Genomic DNA, 24,431 nt, shown 5'->3' with positions numbered 1-24,431 from the left:
TAGCTCATTATTTTCTGATTTTCAAAAGCTTTGCAACGGCGGACACTGCGCCGCAACATGATTCATTCGACCTCCTCCCCTTCCTGTTCCCCGCGCCACCGCTGGAAGGTGCTGGCCGCGGGCGTGGCCGCCAATGCGGCGTTTTCCGTGGCCTTCAGCGGCATCCCGATGACCGCGGTGCTGATGCGCACCGGCTACCAGCTCGACAACGCCACGCTCGGCCTGGTGCTCGGCCTCATGGGCCTGGGCATCGCGGTCAGTGAGCTGCCGTGGGGACTGCTGACCGACCGCTGGGGCGACCGGCCGGTGCTGCTCACGGGTCTTGGCAGCACCGCCATCGCACTCGTGGCGATGGCGCTCTGGGCCGCGCCCAGCGCGCAGCACGTCCCCGGCCTCGGCTGGCTGGGTGCCGGCCTGCTGCTGGTGGGCCTGCTGGGCGGCAGCGTCAACGGCGCGAGCGGCCGCGCGGTGATGACGTGGTTCGATGCCGGCGAGCGCGGGCTCGCGATGAGCATCCGCCAGACCGCGGTGCCGCTGGGCGGCGGCATCGGCGCGCTGGTGCTGCCGTTCGTCGCATTGCACTTCGGCTTTGCCGCGCTCTACGGCCTGCTGGCGCTGCTGTGCGCGCTGAGCGCGGCCATGAGCTGGGCCTGGGTGCATGAGCCCCCTGTTGCGCCCGACGCGCCGCGCACCAGGGCCGGTGTTGCCGAAGCCGCGGCCATGCCGAAGAAGAGCGGCCCGCTGCGCGATGCCCGCGTCTGGCGCATCGTGCTGGGCATCGGCATCCTGTGCGCGCCGCAGTTCGCGGTGCTGTCCTTCGGCACGGTGTTCCTGCACGACTTCGGCCATGCGGGCCTTGCAACCATCACGGCCACGATGGTGTTCGTGCAGGTCGGCGCGATGGCGATGCGCGTATGGAGCGGCCGCTGGACCGACCGCCGCCGCAACCGCCCCGCCTACTTGCGCGCCTGCAGTGCGCTCAGCGTGCTGCTGTTCGCAGGGCTCGCAGTACTGGTGATGGCGGCGGGCACGCACGCAGCCGATTCAGCGGCGCTGCGCATCGCACTGGTGGGGCTGCTCGCGGCCAGCGGCGTCTGCGTATCGGCCTGGCACGGCGTGGCCTACACGGAACTGGCCACGCTGGCCGGCGCGGCGCGCGCGGGCACCGCCCTCGGCATGGCGAACACCAGCGTGTTCCTGGTGTGCTTCATCACGCCCTTCTCCATCCCGCACCTGCTCGCGCTGCAGGGCTGGCCGCTGGTGTGGCTTGCGGCCAGCGCCTGCGCGCTGGTGGCGATGCCGCTGTTGGTGCCGCGGGCCGCCGCGGCCGATCAGAAGCTCGCGAAGACGGCGTTGAGCCGGTCGACATAGGCGCGCTTGGCGGCGGCGTCGATGAAGCTGCCTTCGAAGCTGTTGGCCGCGAGCTGCCAGGCCTGCTGCACGCCGAGCCCGGTGGCCGCGAAGGTCTGTGTGAAGTTCTGGTTCATGTAGCCGCCGAAGTAGGCCGGGTCGTCCGAGTTGACGGTGGCCACCAGCCCCGCGTCGAGCAGCGCGCCCAGGTTGTGCTGCGCCAGGTCGGGGAACACGCAGAGCTTGAGGTTGGAGAGCGGACACACGGTGAGCGGAATGCGGTCCTGCGCGAGCCGCTTCATCAGCGCCGGATCCTTTGCGCTCTGCACGCCATGGTCGACGCGCTCGACCTTGAGCACGTCGAGCGCGCTCCACACGTAGGCCGGCGGGCCCTCCTCGCCCGCATGCGCCACGAGGTGGAAGCCCAGCTCGCGGCAGCGCGCGAACACGCGCGCGAACTTCTCGGGCGGATGGCCGACCTCGCTCGAATCGAGGCCCACGCCGATGAACTTGTCGCGGAACGGCAGCGCCTGCTCCAGCGTTTCGAAGGCCTCTTCCTCGCTCAGGTGGCGCAGGAAGCACAGGATCAGCGCCGCGCTCACGCCGAGCTTCGCCTCGGCATCCGCGCATGCGCGGTGCAGGCCGTGGACGACCGTCTCCATCGGCACGCCGCGCGCGGTGTGCGTCTGCGGGTCGAAGAACATCTCGGTGCGCACCACGTTGTCGGCCGCGGCGCGCTCCAGGTAGGCCCAGGCCATGTCGTAGAAGTCCTGCTCCTTCAGCAGCACGCTGGCGCCGGCGTAGTAGATGTCGAGAAAGCTCTGCAGGTTGGTGAAGGCGTAGGCGCGGCGCAGCGCTTCGACGCTGGCGTACGGCAGGGCCACGCCGTTGCGCTGCGCGAGCGCGAAGATCAGCTCGGGTTCGAGCGAGCCTTCGATGTGCATGTGCAGCTCGGCCTTGGGCATGGCGCGCAGCAGTTCGGGCAGGCGCTCGGCGGCGATCTTGCCGAAGCTCTGGTCGAAGACGGGGCGGTAGTCGGTCATGGTGGGAAAATCGGCGTTGTGATTTCCGCACAGCATAAGCGCAGCCGCCCCGAGGGAGATGCGCCAGAACGTATAGGGCCCATGCCTCTCATTTCAAAACGTCCATCGCGCAACAGGCGGAAACTTCTGTCGCTCGCGCTGCGGGTTTCGCTGCTGATGTCCGCGCCGGCATTCGCCGGCACTGTCGACGGGGCGCAGGCACTGGCCCGCGACCACGGCTGCCTCGCCTGCCACGGCATGCTCCGAAAGCAGGTCGGCCCCGGCTTCGCGCAGATCGCCGAGCGCTACCGCGGCGACGCGGCGGCGCCCTCCCGGCTGGCCGCAAAGATCCAGGGCGGCAGCGTAGGCACCTGGGGGCGCGTCATCATGCCGCGCCAGCCGCAGCTGAGCGATGAAGAGGCGAAGGCGCTGGCCGGGTGGGTTCTTTCGCAGCCACCTCCCTGAAGTCAGTCACCAGGCCGCCCCGCTGCCCTCCAGCGCACGCCGGGCGAGCAGAAAGGCCGCGGCGTTCCAGCTCTGGCCGGCCATGCCCATCGGCACCAGCGTGCGGCCGTGGAACCACTCGGTAAATCGCCAGCCGCCGAGCTGGTTCACATGCGCGAGGCGCGCGAGCTCGGGCCAGGCCATGTCGTGCAGCCCGAGCCGCGCGAGCGCCATCACCCAGAAGTCGCCCACGAAAGGCCAGATGCCGCCGTTGTGGTACTGGTGCACCACGTTCTGCTGGTGGCGCGCCATGTACGGCCGCCACAGCGCATGCTCGCGCGTCAGCGGATGCAGCACCACGCGCACCGGGTACGGGTCGCAGGCGCGCGCCGCGGCAATGGTGCGGACGATGCGGTTCGCCATCTCCGAATCGGCGAGCCCGCCCTGGATGGCCAGCACGTTGCCGAACACGTCGCCCTCGTTGCCGACGAAGGACAGGTTGACGAAGCTCAGGTACAGGCCCGGGTCGGTCCGGCCGCGGCGCGCATAGTGCCGCAGCAGCCGGGCGCGGTGGTATTCGGGCAGGTCCTGCTGGAACGGATTGAACAGGTGGTTGAAGTGGTGCTGCGTCGCCTCGGCATGGTCCAGCGCGAAGCGGCGCTTCACCTCGTACCAGAGCGCGTTGGTGTAGAGCACATAGCCCGAGCGCGGCATGATGTCGGCCCAGTCGCTGGCCTCGTTCTGCTGCAGCAGCCGGAAGTGCTGGTGCTCCTGCGCCAGCAGCCAGCCGATCGCGCGCTGCACCTCGCCACTCCAGTGCGTGGCGCCGACCTGGCCGTGGCGGCGCACGTGGTCCACCGCAATCAGCCACCACAGCGTGGCGTCGATGCAGCCCAGGTACCAGAAGTCGGCATCCTGGCCATCGGGGTCGACGTACTTGGGAATCTGGCCGTTGGCCGCCTGCTGCGCGGCCAGCGCGTCGAGGCTGGCGACGGCGCCCTGCTCCAGCGCGGGCACGCCGCTGCCGCACATGGCCATCACGCAGATGGCCGCGTCGCGCCCGAAGATGCGCGTGTAGCGCCGCGCCACGGCCGCCTCGGTGCGGGTGGCGGCCAGGATGCCGTGCGGCGTGAGGTTGCGTTCGAGCAGTTGCAGCGAAGCTTGGGAACAGTCGTCGATCAGTGCAAGGGAAGTGGCGTCAGGTGTCGTCATGGGTTCGATAGGCTTGCGGCGTCAGGCCGTGCTGCCGCGCGAAGGCGCGCTGCAGCGCGTCCACCGAGCGGAAGCCGCTGCGGCTCGCGATGCGGTCCTGCGGCCACCGCGTCTGGCGCAGCAGCTGCGCGGCGGCGGCCACGCGGACCTGTTCGACAAAGCGCGCCGGCGTGCAGCCGGTCTCGGCCGCGAAGGCGCGCGCGAAGTTTCTCGGGCTCATCTGCACGCGCTCGGCCAGGGCCTCGACCGACAGGTCGTCCTGCGGATGCGTGCCGATCCACGCCACCAGTTCGCGCAGGCGGTGGCTGGCCGAGGCCTGCGCCTGGAGCGCCTGCGTCAGCTGCGGCTGCCCTCCGCCGCGCAGCATCGGCAGCGCCAGCGTGCGGGCGATTTCCATCGACACGGCATGGCCGAGGTCGTCCTCGACCAGCGCAAGCGCAAGCTCGATGCCGGTGGTGACGCCGGCCGAGGTCCACACCGGCCCGTCGTGCACGTAGATGCGCTCGCGCTGCACCCGCACCTGCGGCCGCAGCGCCTGCAGCTGGTCGCACACGCGCCAGTGCGTGGTGGCCTCGCGGCCGTCGAGCAGGCCCGCCGCGGCCAGCGCGAAGGCGCCGCTGCACACGCTCGCCATGCGGCGCGTGCGCGGCGCCACTTGGCGGAGCCAGGCGCCGATGCGCTGCTCGAGGATGGCCGCGCGCACCGCTGGCTCGTCGCCGCCGGCGACGATCAGCGTGTCGATCGACGCGGGCAGCTGCGGCAGGCTGCAGGTGCCGGAAAAGCTCAGGCCGCCGTTCGTCGACACGGTGCCGCCGGCCGGCGATGCGATGTGCAGGCGGTAGCTGCCCGGATGCATCTGCTCGGCCTTGCTGAACACGCTGGCCGGGCCGGCGACGTCGATCACCTCGACGCCGTCGAACACCACCAGCACCACGTCGCTGGCAGAAACCGCGGTTTCTTCGTCCTTGCGGGTCAGGGTGGGCATTCGTAGTCTCTGGGCATCGTCATCATCAAGTCGACAGGGGAACGGCCATGTGGAGATCGATAGGAGCGCTGATCGGTGCAAGTATTGCAGCCTTTGCGCTGGCAGGCTGCACGGGGGGCGCGCCGCCGCTGCCGCCCGCGCCGGCCGATGCAGCGCGCAGCGAGCGCGAGAAGCAGGCCTTCGTCGAGGCGCTGAAGCCGCATCGCGCCGGCCGGCCCGTGGTGGCCGTGCTCGCGCTGAACGAAGGCACCGAGATGACCGACCTGCTGCTGCCGCATGCGGTGCTCCGGCGCGCCGATGTGGCCGAGGTGCGGATCGTGGCGCCGCGCGCGGGGCGCGTGAGCCTGTATCCCGCACTCGAGGTCGACGGCGCGCAGGACTTTGCCGCATTCGACCGGCTTCATCCCGCAGGGCCCGACTACGTGATCGTGCCGGCGATGATCGCCGACGACAACCCTGAGGTGGCGGCCTGGCTCCAGCAGCAGGCGGCGCGCGGTGCACGGGTGATCGGCGTCTGCTCGGGGGCACGCGTGGTCGGCCGCGCCGGCCTGCTCGACGGCCGGCGCTTCGCGGGCCACTGGTACGACCGCGGCACGCTGCTTGCGCGCCACCCCGGCGCCAGCTACGTGCCGCACCAGCGCTACGTGGTGGACCGCGGGGTTGCCACCACCACCGGCATCACCGCCTCGGTGCCGGCCATGCTGGCGCTGGTGGAGGCGATCGGCGGGCCAGAGAAAGCCAGGGCCCTTGCAACGGAACTCGGCGTGGCTTCATGGACGCCGGTGCACGACAGTTCGCCGTTCTACCTGGACACCGGGCGCAGGGCGGGTTTCCTGCTCAACAAGGCCGCGTTCTGGCGCGGCGAGCATTGGCGCGTGGATGTGCAGGACGGCGCCGACGACATCGCCCTGGCGCTGGCCGTCGATGCGTGGACGCGCACCGGGCACATCGGCGTCGATGCCGCATCGGCCGCGGGCCCGGTCAGGCTGCGCAGCGGGCTGGTGCTGCTGGCGCAGCCGCCCCGAGAAGGAACGGAGCGCCTGCCGCTCTCTTCGTCGCTGAAGCCGGTGCCGCAGCTGGACCGCACGCTGTGCGAGATCGGCGAGCGCTATGGCGCGGCGCGGCGCGACTGGGTGATGCTGGAGATGGAATACCCGGCGGCCTCGGTTGCAGCAGCCTGCGGGGGTGGGCGGCCGGCTGCATGAAGAGAAGAAGGGAAGAAGGCCGGATTCAATCGACCCGGATGTTGCGCGCCTTCACCAGCGCACCCACGCGCGCCGTCTCGTTCTGCACGAACTTCGCAAAGGCCTCCGGCGTGGTGCCGGCGGGTTCCAGGCCAAGTTGCAGCAGCTTCTGCTTGACCTGCGGCTCGTTGACGGCCGCCTGCACCGCCTTGCCGAGCCGCTGCACGATGTCGGGCGGCGTGCCCTTGGGAAGAAACACGCCGTTCCACTCGACCACGTTGTAGCCCGGAAGGCCCGACTCGGCGAGCGTCGGCGTGTCGGGCAGGCCGGGCACGCGCTTGGCGGAACTCACGGCCAGCGCGCGCAGCTTGCCCGACTGCACGTAGCCGAGCGTCGACGCCACGTTGCCGAAGTAGGCCGACACCTGCTCGCCCATCACGTCGGTCAGCGCGGGTGCGCCGCCCTTGTAGGGCACGTGCATGAGGCTGAGCCTGGCCTGCTCGTTCAGCGCCTCGCCCGCCAGGTGCGAGCCGGTGCCGCCACCCGCAGAGGCAAAGCTCAGCTTGCCGGGGTTCTTGCGCGCGAAGTCCAGGAACTGCGCCACCGTCTGGTACGGCGCCGTGGCGGGCACGACGAGGATCTGCGGCGCGGTGGCCACCAGCGACACCGGGATGAAGTCTTTCGCGGCATCGAAGGGCAGCTTGCGCAGCGACGGGTTCACCGAGAACGCCGAGGCGTCGTAGAGCACGGTGTAGCCGTCGGCGGGCGCCTTGGCCACGTTGTCCTCGCCGATCACGCCGCCCGCGCCCGGCCGGTTGTCGATGACGATCTGCTGGCCGAGCGCGATGCTCATCTGCTGCGCGACGACGCGCGCGGTGTTGTCGGCGCCGCCGCCCGCGGCGTACGGCACCACCATGCGGATCGGCTTCTCGGGCCATGCGGCCCAGCCCAGCAGCGGCACGCAGGCGGCCAGTGCGGCCATCGATTTCAGGATGCGTTTCTTCTTCGTCATTCGGTCGTCTCGGTCTTGGTCGTTTCAGGAAAGTCGTACAGCAGCGCGGGGTTGTCGACGAGTACGCGGCGGCGCTGGGCCTCGTCCGGAACCCATTGGCCCAGCAGGTCGAACAGCAGCGCGTCGTCGGGCTTGGCGGCCGCGGGCTCGGTCGGATGCGGCCAGTCGCTGCCCCACACCACGCGCTCCGGCGCCTGGCGGACCCAGGCCTGAGCGATGGGGGTCGTGTCGGCATAGCCGCCAGCGGCGCCGGCCTTCGAATCGAGATAGGCGCCCGAGAGCTTGATCCAGGTGCGGCCGCTGTCGCGCAGCCGGCTCACCACGCCGAATGCAGGATGCGCCGTCGCATCGGGCAGCGGCAGCCGCGCAAGGTGGTCGAACACGATCGTGCAGGGCAGCCGCGCGAGCAGGGCCGCATGCCCGGCGATCTGGTCCGCGTTCCAGTGCAACTGCACATGCCAGCCCAGCGCATGCACGCGCTGCGCGAGCGGCTCGACCATCTCGAAGCCGGTCATCGCATTGGCGGCCGTGTAGAGCGTGAAGCGGATACCGCGAATGCCGCCCGCATGCAGGCGCTGGAGCTCGGCATCGCTCACGTCGGGCCGGACCACGGCCACGCCGCGGGTGTGCGCCGTGCCCAATGTGCGAATGGCATCGAGCGTCACGCTGTTGTCGGTGCCGTGCACGCGCGGCTGCACGACGACCGTGCGCTCGGTGCCGATGCGCTGCTGCAGCAGGCGGTAGTCGGCGGCCGTGGCGTCGTCGAGCATCGCCTCGGGCGAGCCGTGGAGTGCGAAGCGGCGGTCGTAGACATGCATGTGCGCATCGCAGGCGCCCGCGGGCGCGGTGCAGGCGGGCTTGCGCGTGCCGCTGCTGTGGGGAACTTGCATGCGCGTCGTTCAGCCGGCCGCGTCCGCGGCCTTGTGCGCCGCCAGCACCGCCTGCGTGTGCTGCCCCAGCGTGGGCGCCGCAAAGGGCTCCGGGCCGGGCGTGCGGCCGAACTGCACAGGCCGTGTGAAGCCGCGGTAGGAGCCGAGCGTGGGATGCGCGAAAGTCGCCACCATGTCCTCGGCCAGCACCTGCTCGTTGTCGAACATGTCCTCGACCGTGCGGGCTGCGGCGCAGGGCACCTCCTCGCCGAACAGTTCCTCCCACTCGAGCGCGCTGCGTGCGGCCAGCGCCTCGCGCAGCCGCGGCACGATCTCGGCAAAATGCTGCGCGCGCTTGCGCACCGAGTCGTAGCGCTCGTCGGCCGCGAGTTCGGGCAGGCCCACCTTGTCGCACAGCGCGCGCCAGAAATGCGGCGTGTTGGCCGAGATGTAGAGATGCCCCTCGCGCGTCGGATGGATGCCGGTGATGCCGCCCGAGCGCATGTCGCGCCCCACGTCCTTGGGCTCGCCCTCGGCCCACACCATGCGCGCCGACTGCATCGTGAGCGCGGAGCGCAGCAGCGACACGCCGACGAACTGGCCCTGGCCGCTTTTCTCGCGCTCGTACAGCGCCGAGGCCACGCCCGCGGCCACCAGCGCGGCCGCATAGTAGTCGACCACCGAGCCATAGATGATCTCGGGTGGCTCGCCGCGCTTGCCTTGCAGCGCGCACATGCCGGTCATGGTCTGCAGCACCTGGTCGTAGCCCGCCTTCTCGCGCAGCGGACCGGTTTCGCCATAGCCCGTGAGGCTGCAATAGATCAGGCGCGGATTGACGGCCTTCAACTGCTCGTAGGCGATGCCCAGCCGCGGCGGCACGCTGGGCCTGAAGTTGTGCACCAGCACGTCGGCCGCGCGCACCAGCGCCATCAGCGCGGCAAGGCCGTCGGGCGCCTTCAGGTCGAGCACCACGCCGAGCTTGCTGCGGTTCACGCCGATGAAGGCGCGGCTCTCGGCTTCGAGCGTCGACGGGTACTTGCGCAGGTTGTCGCCCGTGGGCGGCTCGATCTTGATGACTTCGGCCCCCTGGTCCGCCAGCAGCGAGCAGCCGTACGGGCCCGCGATGTAGGCACTGAGGTCGAGCACGCGCAGGCCGCTGAGCGGACCGGTGGGGCCGCTGCGTGCGGGCAGGCGTGCGTCGTCTTGGGGGGCGTCGAAGCTCATGGATCTTTCTTTCTTCCTCAGTCGGCGGTGATGTTCTGCTGTTTGGCGAGCTTCTTCCAGCGCTCGACGTCTTCGGCGATCACCGCGCCGAACTGCTTCGGCGTGAGCGGCGTGGCAATGGCGCCTTCGCGCAGGAAGTTGGCCGCGATCTCGGGCTTGGCCAGGATCCTGTTGACAGCGGCGTTGAGCTTGGCGACCACGTCGGCCGGCGTGCCGGCCGGTGCCAGCAGGCCCCACCAGAGTTCGAACTCGTAGCCCGGCACGGCGGTGGACATCGGGATGAGCTCGGGCGCGATCGGGCTCGGCTTCAGGCTCGTGATGCCCACGGCGCGCAGCTTGCCCGCGCGCACCATCGGCAGCAGCGAAGGACCGCTGGAGATCAGCAGCTGCGTCTGGTTGCCGACCAGGTCGGTCACGGCCGGGCCCATGCCCTTGTAGGGGATGTGCGTGATCTGCATGTCGCCGACCTTGGCCTTGAGCAGCTCGGTGCCGAACTGGTTGACGCTGCCCGAACCCGAGGACGCATAGTTGTACTGCCCCGGCTTGGCCTTGATGGCGGCGATCAGCTCGGTGGGCGTCTTGGCGGGAAACTCGTTGTTCACCGCGACGATGAAGGGGCCCTTGGCAAACATGGCCACCGGCGCCAGCCCGTTGATCGGATCGAACGGCAGCTTGGACTGTACGGCCGCGTTGGTCGTCATACTCGAGGACACGGCCACCAGCGTGTAGCCGTCGGGCGCGGCCTTGGCGACCTGGCCGGTGCCGGTGTTGCCGCTCGCGCCGGGGCGGTTGTCGATGATCACCGGCTGCTTGAGCTCGTCGCCCAGTTCCTTGGCCACCTGGCGCGCAAAGGTGTCGTTCGAGCCGCCCGCCGGATAGGGCACCACGATGGTGACGGGCTTGCTCGGGTAGGCCGCGGCCTGCGCGAACGCGCCGCCGCTCAACAGCAAGCCGCCGGCAAAGGCGGCCACGGCGAGCGCGCGCAGGCGAAAGGGCGAGTGAGAGTGAATGTGCATCTGTCTTGTCTCCTGGTCTTGTTTGAAAAAGGCTCAGCCCGGCAGCAGGCCGAGGCTGCGCGCGCTCGCAACGATGGCGCGCGCGCGGATCACGAAAGGCATGTCGATCATCTTTCCGTCCACCACATAGGCGCCCACGCCGCCGGCGTCGGCCGTGCGCGCGGCCTCGACCACCTTGCATGCGTGCGCGATCTCCTCGTCGGTGGGACGGAACACCTCGTTGGCGATCGCGATCTGGCTTGGGTGGATGCAGGTCTTGCCGAGGAAGCCGAGGTTGCGCGCGAGCATGGCTTCGGCGCGGAATCCATCGGCGTCGCGGATGTCCGCGAACGCGCCGTCGTAGGCATAGACGCCCGCCTCGCCCGCCGCCATGCGCACCGCGAACATCGCCTGCTGGATCGCAGCCGGCTCGCGCCGCGCAATGCCCAGCGGCTCGAACAGGTCGCCCAGGCCCAGTTGCAGGCCCGCCACGCGCGGATGCGCGAGCGCAAGCTCGGCGGCGGTGCGCAAGGCCGCGGGTGCCTCGATGTTCAGCAGCAGGCCGATCGGCGTGCCCACGCCGTTGGTGCGCTCGGCGCGTTCGATCGCCTCGACCGCGCTGCGCACATGGGCCGCGCTCTCGGGCTTCGGGATGTTGATCAGGTGCACGCCGGGCTGCGCCACGGCCGCGATGTCCTCCGCGAAATGCGGCGTGTCCATCGCGTTGACGCGAACGATCACCGTCTTGCCCGACGCGGCCGTGCCGCCGCCTTGCAGCAGCAGCTGCCGCACGGCGTCGCGCGCCTCGCCCTTGCGCGACTCGGACACCGCGTCTTCCAGGTCGAAACAGACGCCGTCCGCTGCGCTGCCCAGCGCCTTGGCGAACAGCTCGGGGCGCGTGCCGGGAACGAAGAGTTTGCTTCTCATGCGCCGCAGTGTGTGCGGTTCACGAGATCAAAAAAACACAGGCTCCCTATGATCAGATGATAGAAAATCTATCGTTCATGGAAACAGCCTATCTGCAAAGCTTTCTTCTGGCGGTGGAGTCGGGCTCCATGTCGGAAGCCGCGCGCCGCCTCGACCTGACGCCCGCGGCCGTGGCACAGCAGATCCGCACGCTGGAGCGCGAACTCGGCGCGCCGCTGCTGGCGCGCGCCGGCCGCACGGTGCAGCCCACCGAGGCCGGGCACCAGCTGGTGCAGCGGGCCCGCAACCTGCTGCGCGAGGTGAACGACATCAAGGCGCTGCTCGGCAGCGACACGGCCGGCGGCGAGCTCTTGGTCGGCACCATCAACACGGCCATCCACAGCCTGCTGCCGGACATCCTTGCGCGCTTCGTGAAGACGCATCCGGGCGTCAAGGTGTTCCTGCAGTCGGGCACCACGGCCACGCTCTACAAGGCAGTGCAGCAGGGCGATCTCGATGCGGCCGTGTGCCTCTACCCGCCGTATGTGCTTGCCAAGACCTTCGACTGGTCGCTGCTGCGCGAAGAGCCGCTGGTGCTGCTGGCGCCCAGCCGCCTCGCGCGGCGCGATCCGCACGAGCTGCTGCGCACCTCGCCGCTGATCCGCTACGACCGCAACCTGGGCGGCGGCAAGCAGGCCGACCGCTACCTGCGCGCCGCGGGCATCGTGCCGCAGGAGCGCTTCGAACTGAGTTCGCTGCTGGCCATTGCCATGATGGTCGACCGCGGCCTGGGCGTCTCGCTGGTGCCCGACATCGCCTCGCCGCTGCTCGACGGCCAGCGCGTGGCGAAGATCGCGCTGCCGCTGCCTTCGGAACCGCGGCGCTTCGGCGTCCTGTGGCAGCGCGCATCGCCGCGCCTGCGATTGATCCAGGGCTTTGTCGACAGCGCGCGGAGGGTGGCCGAAGTGAAGCCGCGCGGCACGGCCCACAAATGAAAAGGGCCGCCCGCAGGCGACCCTTTGATGCAAAGCGCGCGCAGCGCTTTACTTCTTGTCCCCGCCCGGCACCTTGCCTTCCACGCCCTTGACGTAGAAGTTCACGCCCGACAGGAACTTGTCGTCGGCCACCGCATCCTTGGCGACCACTTCCTTGCCGTCCTGGCCCAGGATCGGGCCCTTCCAGATCGCGAAGCTGCCGTCCTTCAGGCCCTTCTTCACTTCCTCGACCTTGGCCTTGGTTTCGGCCGGCACGTCCTCGGCGATCGAGACGAGGTCGATGGCGCCTTCCTTCACGCCCCACCAGGCCTGGCCCGTGGCCCACTTGCCGTCGAGTGCGTCCTGCGTGGCCTTGATGTAGTACGGCGCCCAGTTGATGGTGGCCGAGGCCAGGTGGGCCTTGGGGCCGTAGGCGGTCATGTCGGAATCCCAGCCGAAGGCGCGCTTGCCCTTTTCCTGCGCGGTCTTGAGCACGGCCGGCGAGTCGGTGTTCTGGAACAGCACGTCGGCGCCGCCGTTGATGAGGGCGGTGGCGGCTTCGGTTTCCTTGGGCGGGCTGAACCATTCGTTCACCCACACCACCTTGGTCGTGATCTTCGGGTTGACCGACTGCGCGCCCAGCGTGAAGCTGTTGATGTTGCGCAGCACCTCGGGAATCGGCACCGAGCCGACCACGCCGAGCGTGTTGCTCTTGGTCATGGCGCCGGCAATGACGCCGGCCATGTAGGCGCCTTCGTAGGTGCGGCTGTCGTAGGTGCGCATGTTCTCGGCGGTCTTGTAGCCGGTGGCATGCTCGAACTTCACGTCCTTGCTGTCGGCGGCCACCTTGAGCATCGGCTCCATGTAGCCGAAGGTGGTGCCGAAGATCAGCTTGTTGCCTTGGCCGACCATGTCGCGGAACACGCGCTCGGCGTCGGCGCCCTCGGGCACGCTCTCGACGAAGGTGGTCTTGATCTTGTCGCCGAATTCCTTCTCGAGCGCCTTGCGGCCGTTGTCGTGCGCGAAGGTCCAGCCGCCGTCGCCCACCGGGCCGATGTATGCGAATGCGATGTTGAGCGGCGCTGCCGGTGCCGGAGCGGCGGCAGCGGGTGCCGGCGCCGGCGCGGGGGTTGCAGCCGGTGCAGCCGCTTCCTCTTTCTTGCCGCAGCCGATCAGGGCCGCCGAAGCGACCGCCGTGAGGGCGGCCAGCTTGAGCAGGGAGCGCTTGTTCAGATCATTCATTGTCGGAAATCCTCAAAAAGGACAGGTTGGCGGAAATCGAGAAGCGAGATTATGAGCCGGGGTAGAACGGTTTTCCGATCGAAGCGGGCATGTTGATGCGGATGAAGGCCGGGTTGCGCGAGATCAGCGCCAGCACCACGATGGGCGCGATGTACTGCAGCATGCTGAGAAACTGCGGCGGCACGTCGACGCCGCTGCTCTGCAGGTGGAAGCCCAGCATCGAGACGCCGCCGAACAGGTAGGCGCCCAGCAGCACGCGGATCGGCCGCCAGGTGGCGAAGGTGGTGAGCGCCAGCGCGATCCAGCCGCGGCCCGCGACCATGCCCTCGACCCATAGCGGCGTATAGACGGTCGACAGGTACGCCCCCGCCAGGCCACAGAGCGCGCCGCCCGCGATCACCGCCATGAAGCGGATGCGCCGCACCGGATAGCCGAGCGCATGCGCCGACTCGGGCGACTCGCCCACCGAGCGCAGCACGAGCCCGGCGCGGGTGCGGTAGAGAAACCAGATGAGGCCGAAGGTCAGCACCACGGCGAAATACACCATGGGGTGGTGGCGGAAGAGCGCGGGCCCGACGAGCGGGACGTCGCCGAGCACCGGCACGGCGTACGACACGCTCTCGGGCAGCTTGGCCTGCACGAAGTTGATGCCCACGAAGGCGGAGAAGCCGACGCCGAAAAGGCTGAGGGCGAGGCCGGTGGCGTACTGGTTGGTGTTGAGCCAGATCACCAGCACGCCGAAGAAGGCGGCAAGCAGGGCACCGGCCGCCATGCCGGCCAGGAAGCCGAGCCAGGGGTTGTGGGTGATGACGACGGTCGCAAAGCCGGCGATGGCGGCGCAGAGCATCATGCCCTCGGCACCGAGGTTGACGATGCCGGCCTTCTCGTTGATCAGCAGGCCCAGTGCCGCGATAGCGAGCACGGTGCCGGCGCTCAGGGTCGAGCCTAGGAGGAGTGCGTAGCTGTCCATGTCACTGGCTTCCCCGTGCGTTTCGTTGTTCGGTTGTCTTCGGGCGCTCGTGTCCAGGGCGCGTGCACAGGCCACCGGGTACTCCCCTCCGCGAATGTCCCCCGGGGGCTGCGCCCCCTCCTCCTTGATTTCGCTGCGGGGAGCACCCGATGCCCTGTGCACCTGGGCACGCTGCTGTTGTGCGGCGGGCCATTCAAAGCACTCCTTCGGTCGAACGCACGGCCGGCGCCGTCAGCGGCGTGCTGGCTTGCAGCGAACTCGTCGTTCCCGCGGAAGCCGCCGCTTTTGCCGCGGCCTTGCGGCGGATGCGATAGGCGATCAAGGTGTCGCAGGCCAGCAGCGTGAAGAGCAGCAAACCCTGGAACACGCCGGTCAGCGACTTGGGCAGGCCCAGGCGCGACTGCGCAAGCTCGCCGCCGATGTAGAACATGCTCATGAGGATGGCCGAGAACACCATGCCCACCGGATGCAGCCGGCCGACGAAAGCCACGATGATGGCCGCGAAGCCGTAGCCGGCCGGCACGTAGGGCGTGAGCTGGCCGAGCGGGCCGGCGACTTCGAGCGCGCCGGCCAGGCCCGCCGCGCCGCCCGAGGTCAGCAGCGCGATCCAGATGGCGCGGCGTGCCGAGAAGCCCGCATAGCGCGCGGCCGCCGGCGCGAGCCCGCCGACCTGCTGCGCAAAGCCTGCCCGCGTGCGGAACAGGAACACCCAGAGCGCGCCCACGCCCAGCAGCGCGATGATCAGCCCGATGCTCACGCGCGAACCCTTGAAGAGCCGCGGGATCTGCGTCACCGCCTCGAAAGTCTTCGATTGCGGAAAGTTGTAGCCCTGCGGATCCTTCCAGGGGCCGAACACCATGTAGCCCAGCAGCAGCGTGGCCACGTACACCAGCATCAGGCTCACGAGGATTTCGTTGGCGTTGAACCGGTCGCGCAGGAAGGCCACGATGCCCGCCCACACCATGCCGCCGACCGTGCCCGCAACGAGGATGGCCACCACGATCCACGAGCCCGTGCTCTTGTCGGCCATCAGCGCGACGCCGCCCGCGGCAATGGCGCCGAACACGAACTGGCCCTCGGCGCCGATGTTCCAGACGTTGGAGCGAAAGCACACCGCCAGCCCGAGCGCGATGATGAGCAGCGGCGTCGCCTTGATCGTGAGCTCGCCGATCGCATAGCCGCTCTTGATCGGCTCGTAGAAGAACACCAAGAGGCCCTTGACCGGGTCCTTGCCGAGCGCGGCGAACAGCGCCACGCCGATCAGCACGGTGATCAGCAGCGCGAGGATCGGCGAGGCAAAGGTCCAGAAGCGCGACAGCTCCGGGCGCGGTTCGAGCTTAAGCATGGGTCGCCTCCTTGATGTTGTTGTTCTTTTTCTTCTCCCAGAGGCCGCTCATCCATTCGCCGATCTGCGGCAGCGTGGCGGCCGCGCGGTCGACGGAAGGCGACAGCCGGCCCTTGGCAATCACGTGCAGCCGGTCGCTGATGTCGAACAGCTCGTCGAGCTCTTCGCTCACCACCAGCACCGCGCAGCCGGCGTCGCGCAGCGCAAGGATCTCGCCGCGGATCAGCGCGGCCGCGCCCACGTCCACGCCCCAGGTCGGCTGCGAGACGATGAAGAGCTTGGGGTTGGCGTCGATCTCGCGGCCCACGATGTATTTCTGCAGGTTGCCGCCCGAGAGCGATCGCGCCGCGGCATTCGGCCCGCCGGCCTTGACGTTGAAGCGCTCGATGATGGCCTTTGCATGCTTTTCGAGCGCCCCGGTGCGGATCCAGCCGCCCTTGCCCACCGCATTGCCGCGCGTGAGCAGCAGGTTGTGCGCAAGGCCGAGCGTGGGCACGGCGCCGCGGCCCAGCCGCTCCTCGGGCACGAAGTGCAGGCCCATCGCGCGCCGCGCACGCGGCCGCAGCCGGCCGGCCGGCTTGCCGAACACCTGCACCATGGCGGACTCGGCGCGCACGTCCTCGCCCGAGAGCGTGTAGAGCAGCTCCTTCTGGCCGTTGCCCGACACGCCCGCAATGCCGACCACCTCGCCGGCGCGCACCTCGAACGAGATGCCGTCGAGGTCGACGCCGAACTGGTCCTCGCGCGCCAGCGTGAGTCCGTTCACGCGCAGCGCCACCGCGCCCGCATGCACCGGCCGGTGCTGCAACGGCGGCGGCTCGCTGCCGATCATCAGCCGCGAGAGCGATTCGTTGCTTTCGTCCTGCGGGTTGCACACGCCCGTGACCTTGCCGCCGCGCAGCACCGTGCAGGCCGTGCACAGCTCGCGGATCTCGTGCAGCTTGTGGCTGATGTAGAGGATGCTGCAGCCCTCCGATGCCAGCTTGTTGAGCACGCCGAAGAGCTTGATGACGGCCTGCGGCGTGAGCACCGAGGTCGGTTCGTCGAGGATCAGCAACTTGGGATTGGTGAGCAGCGCGCGGATGATTTCCACCCGCTGCATCTCGCCCACCGACAGCGTGTGCACCGGCCGCGAGGGATCGATGTCCAGGCCGTATTCGCTGGCCTTGGCCGTGATGCTGCGCGCCACCTCGGCCAGCTGCAGCGACTTGTCCAGGCCCAGCCACACGTTCTCGGCCACGGTCAGCGTGTCGAACAGGCTGAAGTGCTGGAACACCATGCTGATGCCCAGCGCCCTCGCCTGCTGCGGGTTGCGCAGGCTGACGGCCTGGCCGTCGAAGACCACCGTGCCTTCGTCGGGCTTGACCGAGCCGTAGATGATCTTCATCAGCGTCGATTTGCCGGCGCCGTTCTCGCCGAGCACGGCATGGATCTCGCCGGGCGCCACGGCCAGCGAGATGTCGCTGTTCGCCACCACCGCGGGGTAGCGCTTGGTGATGTTCGCGAGCTGGAGTCTGGGGGTTGTCATGCCGGGTTCGTGGGTTTGTCTCGTTCAACAGCAACAAAGCGGAAGCAGCTATAAGTTTAATAGCAGCTTCCGCATCCATCGGCGCCCGACGGCGCGCCCCTCAGTGTCCGCCGATGTAGGCGAACTTGAACAGGAAAATCGCCGCGATCACCCAGACCATCGCATGCACTTCCCGTGCCCGGCCGGTGCAGAGCTTGAGCACCGCGTAGGTGATGAAGCCGAAGGCCAGGCCATTGGCGATCGAATAGGTGAAAGGCATGGCCAGCGCGGTCACGGCCGCGGGGATCACCTCGGTGGTGTCTTCCCAGTCGAGCTCGACGAGGTCGCGCAGCATCAGGCAGCCCACGAAGAGCAGCGCCGGCGCCGTGGCATAGGCCGGCACCGATCCCGCGAGCGGCGAGATCATCAGGCAGGCGAGGAAGAGCGCCGCCACCACCACCGCCGTGAGGCCGGTGCGCCCGCCCGCCTGCACGCCAGCCGCGCTTTCCACGTAGGCCGTGGTGCTCGAGGTGCCGAGCAGCGAGCCCGCGAAGATCGCGCCGCTGTCGGCCAGCAGTGCCTTGTTCATGCGTTCCATCTTGCCGGGCACCAACAGGCCCGCGCGCTTGGCCACGCCCATCAGCGTGCCGGTGGCGTCGAACATCTCGACCAGGAAGAACACCAGCACCACGTTCAGGATGCCGCCCTTGAGCGCGCCCAGGATGTCGAGCTGCATGAAGGTGGGCGCAATGGACGGCGGCGCATCGAACACGCCATGGAACTTGTTGCCGCCGAAGAAGAACGACAGCACCGTCACCAGCATGATGCCGATGAGGATGGCGCCGCGCACCTTGAGCCGGTCGAGCGTCACGATCACGAGGAAGCCCAGCGTCGCCAGCACCACCGGCGCCGAGTGCAGGTCGCCCAGCGTGACGAAGGTGGCCGGCGATGCCGCGACCACGCCCGCGCTCTTGAGCGCGATGAGCGCCAGGAACATGCCGATGCCCACGGTGATCGCCGTTCGCAGCGACTGCGGTATGCCCTGTATGAACAGCTCCCGCAGCCCCGTGACCGTGACGACCAGGAACAGCGTCCCCGAGATGAACACCGCGCCCAGCGCCACCTGCCACGTGTAGCCCATGCCCAGCACCACCACGTAGGCGAAGTAGGCGTTCAGTCCCATGCCCGGCGCCATCGCGATCGGGTAATTGGCATACAGGCCCATGATCAGCGTGCCCAGCGCCGCGATCAGGCAGGTGGCCACGAACACCGCGCCCTTGGGCATGCCCGCATCGCCGAGGATCGAGGGGTTCACGAAGATGATGTAGGCCATCGTCAGGAAGGTGGTGAGCCCTGCGATGACTTCGGTGCGCACGGTGGTGTTGTGCTCGGTCAGCTTGAACATGCGTTCAAGCCAGTTCGCGCCCTGCGGCGCGCTGCGCGCGGCTGTCCCCGAGGCGTGGGGATCGGTGACCTTGGGCACCTCTTCAAACCTGTTCATGTCGCTTGTCTCCAGCTGTTGTATGTGGCGGTTCGTTCAAACATGCCTTGGCCGCGACGCCGGCGCGGCCAGAGGAAGAATCGTCAGGGCGGATCGGGGGCTTCGGCCGCGAAGGCGCGCGAGGCCGGCGTGGTGAAGGCGGGCCGCAGCGACGCCGCCACGTCCTTGATGCATTCGCGCAGCCAGCGCGCGGAACTCGACGAATGGGTGCGCTCGTGCCAGAGCTGGTAGTACATGAGGCGCGGCAGCGCCACCGGGCACTCGAGGATCTTCACCGGCAGGCGCGCGGCAAAGCGCTCGCAGTACTGGCGGCCGGTGGTGAGCACCAGGAGGCTCGACGCGACCATGTCCGGGATCAGGCTGAAGTGCGCGCAGCGCGCCGTGATGTTGCGCTGCCGGCCGAGCTCGTCGAGCATCTGGTCGATGATGCCGCGCCCGCCCGGGTGCATGGGCGTGGGCGCGATGTGCTCGGCCGCGAGCCAGGTCTCCAGGTCCCAGCCGCGGCGCACGGCCGGGTGGTCCTGGTTGACCAGCGACACCACCTCGTCGCCGAAGAGCCGCGCCATGTGCAGGTCTTCCGGCGGCTTGAGCCAGTTGCCGATCACCAGGTCGACCTGGCCGAGCGCGAGGTGGCCGTGGTAGTCGGAATCGGGCGTGAGCGCATGGATCTCGATCTGGCACAGCGGCGCCTCGCGCTTGACATGCGCCACCAGCATCGGCAGGAACAGCGGGTCCATGTAGTCGCTTGCGGCGATGCGGAAGGTGGTGGCCGCCGACTGCGGCTCGAAGCCGCGCGCATCGGAAAAAAGCATCTCGGCGGCGCGCAGGATGCTTGCGGCCGGCTCGATCATCCGCAGCCCCGCATCGGTCGGCACCATGCCCGAGCCCGATCGCACCAGCAGCGGATCGCCCGAGAGTTCGCGCAGCCGCTTCAGCGCGGCCGAGACGGCCGGCTGGTACATGCCCAGGCGAATGGCGGCGCGCGAGACGCTGCGGTCGGTCAGCACGGTGTGAAGCACCCTGATCAGATGAAGATCGATCTTGTCGAACAATGCCTGGTCACGCATGGCGTCCCCCCCGGGCAGCGGGCCGCACCAGCGGCCCGGCAAAGCCGGTTCCGCGGTGTTTCGCGAAGAGGACGAGGGCGTGGGGCATGGGGATGACTTTGGACATGCGCCAAAGTCTACGAGTGGCTAGGCGGACTGCACGGCCGTGATGGCGCGAAGGATCGATTCGCTCGTGGCCGGCGCCTTCAGCGGCGGATCGATCTTGTGCCCACCCGCCGCCGACACCGCATCGCGGATCGCGAAGAACACCGAGAACGGCAGCAAGAGCGGCGGCTCGCCCACGGCCTTGCTGCGGTGGATCGAGTCCTCGAAGTTCTGGCCTTCGAACAGGCGCACGTTGAAGACGGGCGGGCAGTCGTTGGCGGTCGGGATCTTGTAGGTGCTGGGCGCGTGCGTGGTGAGCTTGCCGCTTTGCGGATGCCACACCAGCTCCTCGGTGGTGAGCCAGCCCATGCCCTGGATGAAGGCGCCCTCGACCTGGCCGATGTCCACGGCCGGGTTCAGCGACTTGCCCGCGTCGTGCAGGATGTCGGCGCGCAAGAGCTTCCATTCGCCGGTGAGCGTGTCGACGATCACCTCGCTCACCGCCGCGCCGTAGGCGTAGTAGTAGAACGGGCGGCCCTGCATCCTGTCCTTGTCCCAGCTGAGGCCGGGCGTGGCATAGAAGCCGTCGGACCAGAGCTGCTTGCGGTCGAGATACGCCTCGCCCACCACGGTGCTGAAGGCCAGCGAGCGGCCGTTGACCTCGACCTTGTCGTTGGCAAAGCGCACCTCGCTCGCCTTGCCGCCATGGCGCTCGGCGGCGCTCTCGGCCAGGCGCTCGCGGATCTGGCGAGCGGCATCCTGCGCGGCCTTGCCGTTCAGGTCGGCGCCGGTCGATGCGGCCGTGGCCGAGGTGTTGGCCACCTTGGTGGTGTCGGTTGCCGTGACGCGCACGCGCTCGAAGCTCACGCCCAGCTCGTGCGCCACCACCTGCGCCACCTTGGTGTTGAGGCCCTGCCCCATCTCGGTTCCGCCGTGGTTCACGAGGATCGAGCCGTCGGTGTACACATGCACCAGCGCGCCGGCCTGGTTGAAATGCTTGACGTTGAACGAGATGCCGAACTTGAGCGGCGCGAGCGCGAGGCCGCGCTTGAGCACCACGCTCTTTGCATTGAACGCCGCGATCTCTTCGCGCCGCGCGCGATAGCCGCTGCTGGCTTCGAGGTCGGCCACCAGTTCGTGGACGATGTTGTCGGTCACGGTCTGGCGGTAGGGCGTGACGTTGTTCTGCGTCGTGCCGTAGAAGTTGACGCGCCGCACGTCGAGCGGATCGCGGCCCAGCGCGCGCGCCACCGAGTCCATGATGTTCTCGACGGCAATCGCGCCCTGCGGCCCGCCGAAGCCCCGGAACGCGGTGTTGCTCTGCGTGTTGGTCTTGCCCGAGTAGCCGTGCATGGCCACGTTGGGCAGCCAGTAGGCGTTGTCGAAGTGGCACAGCGCGCGCGTCATCACCGGGCCCGAGAGGTCGGCCGAGTGGCCGGCGCGCGACACCATGGTGATCTCCGCGCCGAGGATGCGGCCCTCGTCGTCGTAGCCCACCTCGTACTCGTACCAGAAGCAGTGGCGGCGGCCGGTGATCATGAAGTCGTCGTCGCGGTCGAGCCTGAGCTTGACCGGGCGCTGCAGCTGCCGCGCCGCGATGGCCGCCACGCAGGCGAACAGCGCCGACTGCGACTCCTTGCCGCCGAAGCCGCCGCCCATGCGCCGGCATTCCACATGCACTTCGTTCGACTGCAGGTGCAGCGCATGCGCCACCAGGTGCTGCATCTCGCTCGGGTGCTGCGTGGAGCAGTGGATGTGCAGCGCGCCGCCTTCCTTCGGAATGGCGTAGCTGATCTGGCCCTCGAGGTAGAACTGCTCCTGCCCGCCGACGTCGAGCGTGGACTTGTGGCGGTGCGGCGCCCTGGCGATAGCGGCGCGCACGGCGGCTTCGTCGCCTTCGTTGGCGCTGCCGCCGCTGCGCACGATGTGCATCGGCGGCACCACGTACTGGCCGCGCGCATGCGCCTCCTGCGGCGTGATGACGGGCGGCTCGGCCTCGATGGTCATCGCCTCCTTGGCCCTGGAAGCGGCGCGGCGCGCGGCCTCGCGCGTCTCGGCGATCACGGCGAACACGGGCTGGCCAAGGTAGCGGATCTCGCCGCCCTCGTTCACGGGCAAGAGGATCGGATCGTCGTGAATGATCGAACCGCAGTCGTTGGTGCCCGGAATGTCGTCGGCCGTGAGCACCGCGACCACGCCGGGCATCGCGCGGATGGCGTCGAGCGACAGCGCCGTGATGCGGCCGTTGGCGGCGGGCGACAGGCCCAGCGCGCAATGCAGCGTGCCGGTGATTTCGGGAATGTCGTCGATGTAAGTCGCTTCGCCGGCCACGTGCAGGTGCGCCGACTCGTGCGGCCGGCTGATGCCGACACGCGCGCCAAGATCATGCGCGATCGCTTCGGCCACGGGGTCGATGCGCGCGGCGGTGTTCTTCAGGTAGTCGGCAAAGGCCTCGGCGGGCTGCAGCAGGCGGGCGTCGATGGGTTTGTTCATGGTCAGGCTCCTTCGGCCGTGGCTTTGACGACGGCATGCGGCATCACGCTCCACACACTGGTCTCTTCGAGCGACAGCGCGTCTTCGGTGCGCGTTTCGAGCCAGAGGCGCTGGATCAGATTCTGCGCCACCTGCAGCCGGTAGTCGGCCGAGGCGCGCATGTCCGACAGCGGCTTGAAGTCCTGCGCGAGCGCGAGCTTCGCGGCGGCGACGCTGGCCTGCGTCCACGGCTTGCCGACGAGGGCCGCTTCGGCATTTGCGGCGCGCTTCACGATGGCGGCCATGCCGCCGAAGGCCAGGCGCACGGCCTTGACCGTGTCGCTGCCCTCTTCGAGCTCGATCGCGAAGCCTGCGCACAGGGCAGAGATGTCGCAGTCGAAGCGCTTGCTGATCTTGTAGGCGCGCACCTGGCGCTGCATGGCCGCGAGCGGAACCGCGAGCCCCTGCACGAACTCGCCGGGCTGCAGCTGGTTCTTCATGTAGTCGACGTAGAAGTCGGGCAGCGGCATGCGGCGCACCGCGTCGCCGCGGCGCAGCTCGATCTGGGCGTCCAGCGACATCAGCACCGGTGGCGAATCGCCGATGGGCGAGCCGTTGGCCACGTTGCCGCCCATGGTGCCGGCATGGCGGATCGGCGGCGAGGCAAAGCGCAGCCACACGTCCGAGAGACTCGGCACGCGCTGCACCAGGGCTTCGAAGGCGGCTTCGAGCGAGGCGCCGGCGCCGATGTAGAGCTCATCGGCACGCGTTTCAATGGCCTTCATCTCGGCCACGTCGCCCACGTAGATGATGTCGCCGAGGTCGCGGAACTGCTTGTTGACCCAGAGGCCGACGTCGGTCGAGCCGGCCAGCAGTTGGGCGCGCGGCTTCTGCTCGCGCAGCGCGGCCAGCTGTGCCAGTGTCCGCGGCGCATGGAAGTGGTCGATGCGGGCGCCGAGCGGTGCGGCGTAGTCCAGGCCATCGTTCTGCAATGCGGTGAGCGCCGCCACCACGGGTTGGGTATCGAGCCGCACGGCCGGCAGGTCGAACATGCGCTGCCCGGCATCGAGGATCGGCCGGTAGCCGGTGCAGCGGCACAGGTTGCCCGAGAGTTCGTCGGCCAGCTGCTGGCGCGTGGGCTGCGTGCCCTCGGCCTGGTGGTGCTCGTAGGCGGACCACAGCGACATCACGAAGCCCGGCGTGCAGAAGCCGCACTGCGAGCCGTGGCAGTCGACCATCGCCTGCTGCACGGGATGCAGCGTGTGGACGGCGTGCTTCTTGTTGCCGCTGTCCTGCGGCTGGGCCGCGGCGCACTGCGCCTTCAGGTCCTCGACCGTGAACAGCGCCTTGCCGTGCAGCGTGGGCAGGAACTGGATGCAGGCATTGACCGTCTGCAGCTGCAGCCCGCCGACCGTGCCCGGCGCGTTGGCGTCGCTGGCCAGTTCGCCGATCACCACGGTGCAGGCGCCGCAGTCGCCCTCGTTGCAGCCTTCCTTGGTGCCGGTGCAATGCGCGTCCTCGCGCAGCCAATCGAGCACCGAACGGGTCGGATGGACGCCGCTGACGTCGACGATCCTGCCGCGGTGGAAGAAGCGGACGGGTTGCGTGCTGTTGTTGTTGCTGCTGCTGCTCTCTGTGCTCATGCTCTTTGGCCTCGTGGGCGGCTCGGTTTCCCGGCCAAGCCTGGACGTTAGCCGCTTGTGCCCCTGCCCACATACCGCAGGCGCCATATTGCGTATGTGGACGCGGGTATGCGGCCTAAGGGGAAACCCTGGAGAGCGAGAGCAATTCCCGGGCCATGGGCCTGAGCGCGCCCATGGTGGCGAGCGCCGGGTACCGTCAGCCGCCGCCCGCCGCCGCCAGCGAGCGCGGCCGCATGTCGACCCAGTTCGCATCGATGAAGGCATTGCAGGCGGCCCGGTCGGTCGCTGCCAGCGCCACCTGCCAGCCGGCGGGCACGGCGATGAAGGCGGGCCACAGCGAGTGCTGGCCCTCGTGGTTCACCAGCACCAGGAAGCTGGCGCTCTTGTCGTCGAACGGGTTGCTCATGTCGATTTCCTCGGGGT

General features: G+C 69.0%; 21 protein-coding genes. 4 read left to right on the top strand and 17 right to left on the bottom strand.

All coding sequences use genetic code 11. The features are described 5' to 3' along the window. Window positions 1-57: 57 nt before the first annotated feature. Window positions 58-1,371, top strand: coding sequence for an MFS transporter (locus VPA02S_RS23885; RefSeq protein WP_062365934.1), 1,314 nt, complete (start codon window positions 58-60; stop codon window positions 1,369-1,371). Here VPA02S_RS23885 and VPA02S_RS23880 read toward each other — a convergent pair. Next, the gene (locus VPA02S_RS23880; protein WP_174545091.1) at window positions 1,332-2,393 is read right to left on the bottom strand and encodes an adenosine deaminase; all 1,062 of its coding nucleotides are present in this window, start codon (window positions 2,391-2,393) and stop codon (window positions 1,332-1,334) included. The two genes, VPA02S_RS23885 and VPA02S_RS23880, sit on opposite strands and share 40 nt — an antisense overlap. Window positions 2,394-2,474: 81 nt before the next feature. On the opposite strand from VPA02S_RS23880, the gene VPA02S_RS23875 reads away from it, so the two are divergent. Continuing rightward, a complete protein-coding gene (locus tag VPA02S_RS23875; protein ID WP_041945544.1) occupies window positions 2,475-2,837 on the top strand; it encodes a c-type cytochrome in 363 nt (120 codons plus the stop codon). 6 nt (window positions 2,838-2,843) lie between these two features. On the opposite strand, the gene VPA02S_RS23870 is transcribed toward VPA02S_RS23875, so the two are convergent. Together VPA02S_RS23870 and VPA02S_RS23865 are read right to left on the bottom strand one after the other, a co-directional pair. Further along, entirely contained in the window at window positions 2,844-4,028 is a 1,185-nt protein-coding gene (locus tag VPA02S_RS23870; protein WP_062365932.1) for a glycoside hydrolase 100 family protein, read from the bottom strand. After that, on the bottom strand, window positions 4,015-5,013 hold the full coding sequence (locus VPA02S_RS23865; RefSeq protein WP_062365930.1) for a GlxA family transcriptional regulator: 999 nt from the start codon (window positions 5,011-5,013) through the stop codon (window positions 4,015-4,017). Before VPA02S_RS23865 ends, VPA02S_RS23870 begins: the two co-directional genes overlap by 14 nt. A 47-nt stretch (window positions 5,014-5,060) precedes the next feature. Here VPA02S_RS23865 and VPA02S_RS23860 point away from each other — a divergent pair, with 47 nt between their 5' ends. After that, on the top strand, window positions 5,061-6,218 hold the full coding sequence (locus VPA02S_RS23860) for a DJ-1/PfpI family protein (RefSeq protein ID WP_062365928.1): 1,158 nt from the start codon (window positions 5,061-5,063) through the stop codon (window positions 6,216-6,218). Between the two features lie 25 nt (window positions 6,219-6,243). On the opposite strand, the gene VPA02S_RS23855 is transcribed toward VPA02S_RS23860, so the two are convergent. Genes VPA02S_RS23855 through VPA02S_RS23835 form a run of 5 tightly spaced genes read right to left on the bottom strand, consistent with a single transcriptional unit; the run spans window position 6,244 to window position 11,224 of the window. Next, window positions 6,244-7,209: a Bug family tripartite tricarboxylate transporter substrate binding protein gene (locus VPA02S_RS23855; RefSeq protein ID WP_062365927.1), complete on the bottom strand. Its 966-nt coding sequence runs from the start codon at window positions 7,207-7,209 to the stop codon at window positions 6,244-6,246. Then, window positions 7,206-8,099, bottom strand: coding sequence for an amidohydrolase family protein (locus tag VPA02S_RS23850; RefSeq protein ID WP_062365925.1), 894 nt, complete (start codon window positions 8,097-8,099; stop codon window positions 7,206-7,208). Before VPA02S_RS23850 ends, VPA02S_RS23855 begins: the two co-directional genes overlap by 4 nt. Window positions 8,100-8,108: 9 nt before the next feature. After that, complete coding sequence (locus VPA02S_RS23845) at window positions 8,109-9,302, bottom strand: CaiB/BaiF CoA transferase family protein (RefSeq protein WP_062365922.1); 1,194 nt, start codon at window positions 9,300-9,302, stop codon at window positions 8,109-8,111. 17 nt (window positions 9,303-9,319) lie between these two features. Further along, entirely contained in the window at window positions 9,320-10,318 is a 999-nt protein-coding gene (locus tag VPA02S_RS23840; protein ID WP_062365920.1) for a tripartite tricarboxylate transporter substrate binding protein, read from the bottom strand. Between the two features lie 33 nt (window positions 10,319-10,351). Continuing rightward, entirely contained in the window at window positions 10,352-11,224 is an 873-nt protein-coding gene (locus VPA02S_RS23835; protein ID WP_062365919.1) for an HpcH/HpaI aldolase/citrate lyase family protein, read from the bottom strand. Between the two features lie 77 nt (window positions 11,225-11,301). On the opposite strand from VPA02S_RS23835, the gene VPA02S_RS23830 reads away from it, so the two are divergent. Further along, window positions 11,302-12,198: a LysR family transcriptional regulator gene (locus VPA02S_RS23830; protein ID WP_062365918.1), complete on the top strand. Its 897-nt coding sequence runs from the start codon at window positions 11,302-11,304 to the stop codon at window positions 12,196-12,198. 48 nt (window positions 12,199-12,246) lie between these two features. On the opposite strand, the gene VPA02S_RS23825 is transcribed toward VPA02S_RS23830, so the two are convergent. From VPA02S_RS23825 to VPA02S_RS23785, 9 genes are all read right to left on the bottom strand, one after another. Further along, on the bottom strand, window positions 12,247-13,419 hold the full coding sequence (locus tag VPA02S_RS23825; protein WP_018905366.1) for a BMP family ABC transporter substrate-binding protein: 1,173 nt from the start codon (window positions 13,417-13,419) through the stop codon (window positions 12,247-12,249). 49 nt (window positions 13,420-13,468) lie between these two features. After that, on the bottom strand, window positions 13,469-14,389 hold the full coding sequence (locus VPA02S_RS23820) for an ABC transporter permease (protein ID WP_062365914.1): 921 nt from the start codon (window positions 14,387-14,389) through the stop codon (window positions 13,469-13,471). A 193-nt stretch (window positions 14,390-14,582) separates the two neighbouring features. Then, on the bottom strand, window positions 14,583-15,734 hold the full coding sequence (locus VPA02S_RS23815) for an ABC transporter permease (RefSeq protein WP_062365912.1): 1,152 nt from the start codon (window positions 15,732-15,734) through the stop codon (window positions 14,583-14,585). After that, window positions 15,727-17,262, bottom strand: a complete 1,536-nt coding sequence (locus tag VPA02S_RS23810) for an ABC transporter ATP-binding protein (protein WP_062365911.1) — start codon at window positions 17,260-17,262, stop codon at window positions 15,727-15,729. Before VPA02S_RS23810 ends, VPA02S_RS23815 begins: the two co-directional genes overlap by 8 nt. A 100-nt stretch (window positions 17,263-17,362) precedes the next feature. Then, entirely contained in the window at window positions 17,363-18,646 is a 1,284-nt protein-coding gene (locus VPA02S_RS23805; RefSeq protein WP_174545094.1) for an NCS2 family permease, read from the bottom strand. A gap of 179 nt (window positions 18,647-18,825) precedes the next feature. Beyond that, the gene (locus VPA02S_RS23800; protein WP_015866681.1) at window positions 18,826-19,809 is read right to left on the bottom strand and encodes a LysR family transcriptional regulator; all 984 of its coding nucleotides are present in this window, start codon (window positions 19,807-19,809) and stop codon (window positions 18,826-18,828) included. Between the two features lie 126 nt (window positions 19,810-19,935). Beyond that, entirely contained in the window at window positions 19,936-22,386 is a 2,451-nt protein-coding gene (xdhB, locus tag VPA02S_RS23795) for a xanthine dehydrogenase molybdopterin binding subunit (protein WP_062365909.1), read from the bottom strand. 2 nt (window positions 22,387-22,388) lie between these two features. Then, window positions 22,389-24,008, bottom strand: a complete 1,620-nt coding sequence (gene xdhA / locus VPA02S_RS23790) for a xanthine dehydrogenase small subunit (RefSeq protein ID WP_062365908.1) — start codon at window positions 24,006-24,008, stop codon at window positions 22,389-22,391. A 196-nt stretch (window positions 24,009-24,204) separates the two neighbouring features. Then, a complete protein-coding gene (locus VPA02S_RS23785; RefSeq protein WP_018905360.1) occupies window positions 24,205-24,414 on the bottom strand; it encodes an MbtH family protein in 210 nt (69 codons plus the stop codon). Window positions 24,415-24,431: the final 17 nt, after the last annotated feature.

The sequence above is a fragment of the Variovorax paradoxus NBRC 15149 genome (genome assembly GCF_001591365.1).
In the GTDB taxonomy this organism is placed as follows: domain Bacteria; phylum Pseudomonadota; class Gammaproteobacteria; order Burkholderiales; family Burkholderiaceae_C; genus Variovorax; species Variovorax paradoxus.
Note: the sequence above shows the minus strand (reverse complement) of the source record. Positions and strands in the feature narration are given on the sequence as shown.